This is a genomic window from Arthrobacter sp. P1_B4 (genome assembly GCF_056406555.1).
Map to the genome: position 1 here is coordinate 1 of NZ_JBFTZW010000166.1, position 3,099 is coordinate 3,099.

Here is a 3,099-nt window from a genome sequence, read left to right on the forward strand (position 1 = left end):
GATCGAAAGAATAAGCCAAATAATAAGTAGTGTGATTATTAGTCCCATACGGAAAGCCTAAGCCACCCAGGTGGCTGTTTCCGAACGATCAGTGATCGTGGCGGAAGATGGCCACGGCTTCGCGGACCGCGTAGTAGACGATGACCATACCGGCCACGGGGTCGGCCCACCACCAACCGGCAAAGGTGTCCAGCAAGATGCCGGCCAGCACGGCGGCTGCCAGAAGACCGTCGATAAACGTCACCTTGCCCTCTGCTGTGAGAACGGGATTGCCCAGCGCCTTGCCCGTGCGGGCCTTTCCGGCTGAGAGGGCGAACATGACCACTGCCGTGACAGCCGTCCAGATAATTCCGGTGGGGCTCGGCCGTGCGTGGTGCCCGGCTGCCAAGGCAAGTCCGGACTGGACGAGCAGATAGAGAGCCAGGGCAACGAACGCCCCGGCGATCAGCCTCAACGCGAACCGTTGACGCCGTTCCCCGGCCCCCGAGAGTTCCCAGATCACCACGGTGCTGGCACCGATCTCGATCAGGCTGTCCAGGCCGAAGCCGGCCAGCGCCACCGATCCGGCCGTGATGGAAGCGACGGCAAGAACTGCCACTCCGACGACGTTCCAGCCCAGCGTGATGCCCTCAAGGATGAACCCGCGACGTCTCAGGCGCGCGATCTCAGGGCGCGTCAACATTTCAGGCAGCATCCGTGCCCTCTTTCCCGGCGCCCCCGGCGTTTCCGGCGATGGGTGCCGGCAGGCCGGCCAGCCGTTCGATGACGGCAAGCCCGGCCGGGGTGCCCGGCCAATGCCGCCGCAAAGACTCCGGGCCTGCGGAGCGGATCACGGAACGAAGAACCAAGGCCATGACGATCACGTCATCGGCATAGCCAATCAGCGGGAGGAAGTCCGGGACAAGATCCAGCGGCAAGAGCAGATATCCCAACAAAAGGAACAGCTTGATCCGGGCGCCGCGGGATACCGCCGGGTCGGCCGCCAAACGCCTCAGCACGCGCAACACATCCGGCAGCAGCCGCAACGCTTCCCGCATACCCACCGTCTCCGGATGGGACCTCGCATAGACCCACAACCCCAGCAGAAGAACCGCGTAGACAGCTACCAGCCCGGCCAAGATCCCCAGCGCCGCGTGCCACCACTGCACGGCCCCTACTCCCCGGCCTCAGGCAGGCCATGGCCTGACGGGGCATGCAGAGTCGCGTAGACCTTCTCGGCGTACTCGTCGAATACAGCGGAACACTCGCGCAGTCGCTCGTCGGCGGCCTGCGCTTCCGGCAGTTCCAGAACGTCACGGCTTTTCAGATCACGGTACCAGCGCCGCAAGCGGTCCAGGCTCTGCTCTTCCTCTTCCAGCTCCGCCAGAGTGAACTTGGCGTTTCGGGTTTCCTTGGCGATTTCGTCCTCGAACGCCCCGCAATCGCCGGTGAATTCCTTCCACTCATCCAACCTGAGCTCCTTGAATGCCGAGCGCAGGCCTTCCACTCCCGCATCGCCGCTACCCGGCGTTGCCAGGACGAGGACGCTGCCGATTCCGCGGCCGGCCAGCTCCACGACCCTAGGCACGGCCTCCGAGAAGAACGGCGTGTCTGGAACGGTCCACACCCCCGAGGCCACTGGCGCAGCACCGATCCTCCGGAGCTCCCGCCACACACCGACCCTCGTCCGTGAGGTCTCACCAGTCAACCGGACAACAAGAACCAACCAATCCATGCATCAATCATATACTGCTACAACAAGGTAAGTAACAGCTGTTACATATTCCCTGCTCGGGAGGGCACAGAACCCGAGGACCTCGGCCGGTAGGTTCGGTCGGTCCGATGGAATCCCTTAGCCCTATCTGCCCGGTCTGAAAATACGGTAGTTCCGGGTGATTTGGGATGGGACTTTCTGTCTTGCCCGGACTGCAGGCCGCTCGCGTGGGTTCTGGATACCGACGGCGGAAACAATGCCCCCGAGGATGAGCAGCACCGCCGTCACGGTCACCACCCGGTGAAATCCGTCGAGATCAAGTTTGCCGCCCATGACGAGGCCGACCAGCGAGATGCCGATCAGACCGGCAACCCTGCTGACGGCGTTATTCGCTGCCGAGCCGATGCCGGCCTGCTGTTCCGAGATCGAACCGAGAATGGCGGCGGTGAGCGGTGCGACTGTCGCCGATAGCCCGACCGCGAACAGGAGGATCCCGGGCATCAGCTGGGTCCAGTAGTTGACCGGGATTTCCGACGCGAGCATCAGGAGGTAGCCAACTCCGGCGAGAACAGGTCCGAATGCCATGAACCACCGCGGGCCGAACCGCCCGGCCAGTGAGCCAAACCATGACGCCAGGAGAATGTTGACGAGGCTGACGGGAAGCAAGGCCAGAGCGGCCGACGTCGCCGGAAAACCGGCAACCTGCTGCAGGAAAAGCACGATGATGAACCCGCCGATCGAAAGCGCGGCGTAGACGAAGGCCGTAGCCACGTTGCCGACGGCAAAGTTTCGGACGGCGAAGAGGCTGAGCGGCAGGAGCGGGTGCTTCGCGGTCTTTTCCCGCCAAATGAACCCGGCGAAGCACAGGATGCCGAGGACGAGGGGCATCAGAATGAGTGGGCTCCCCCAGCCGTAGTTGCCTTGTTCGATCAGCGCGTAGACCGGCCCCGCCAACCCGAGCACACAGAGCACGGCGCCCGGGTAGTCGATGCGCACACCCTCCTCGCGAACATCCTTGGCCCGCAGCACGGCTAGCAAGTACAAGGTCACGGCAATGGGCAGGACATTGATTCCAAAGATCCAGCGCCAGCCCACCGAATCAACGAGCACTCCGCCGAGCAGGGGTCCCGCGATGAAAGCCACGGTCGTACCAGCAGTCCACTGGCCGATTGCCTTCGCCCGGGGCGCTTCGTCGAAGTTTGATGTGATCAGAGCCAGGGAACTGGGCACCAGCAAGGCGCCGGCGACGCCTTGAAGCGCCCTGGCCAGGACCAGCCAGTCCGCTGTGGGTGCCAGCGCACACATCACTGATGTCGCGCCAAACCCGACCAGGCCTGCCCGGAGAACGACAACCCGGCCCAACAAATCAGAGAGCGAACCGGCGACCAGGATCAGTGACCCCAGGG

General features: G+C 63.7%; 4 protein-coding genes. All 4 read right to left on the minus strand.

Annotated elements, in window-relative coordinates; translation table 11 throughout:
- Positions 1–88 precede the first annotated feature (88 nt).
- Positions 89–682: a cation efflux transmembrane domain-containing protein gene (locus tag AC1D1W_RS20325; RefSeq protein ID WP_243177469.1), complete on the minus strand. Its 594-nt coding sequence runs from the start codon at positions 680–682 to the stop codon at positions 89–91.
- 1 nt (position 683) lies between these two features.
- Complete coding sequence (locus AC1D1W_RS20330) at positions 684–1,148, minus strand: DUF1232 domain-containing protein (protein WP_243177468.1); 465 nt, start codon at positions 1,146–1,148, stop codon at positions 684–686.
- Between the two features lie 5 nt (positions 1,149–1,153).
- Positions 1,154–1,714, minus strand: coding sequence for a Chromate resistance protein ChrB (locus tag AC1D1W_RS20335; RefSeq protein WP_476944658.1), 561 nt, complete (start codon positions 1,712–1,714; stop codon positions 1,154–1,156).
- Positions 1,715–1,837: 123 nt separating this feature from the next.
- On the minus strand, positions 1,838–3,099 hold a 1,262-nt coding region (locus AC1D1W_RS20340), incomplete at its 5' end, for an MFS transporter (RefSeq protein WP_476944659.1).

Bases quoted from the DNA above. Each gene is read 5' to 3' on its own strand.
- AC1D1W_RS20335 (WP_476944658.1), bottom strand. From the start codon at position 1,714: ATGGATTGGTTGGTTCTTGTTGTCCGGTTGACTGGTGAGACCTCACGG.
- AC1D1W_RS20325 (WP_243177469.1), bottom strand. From the start codon at position 682: ATGTTGACGCGCCCTGAGATCGCGCGCCTGAGACGTCGCGGGTTCATC.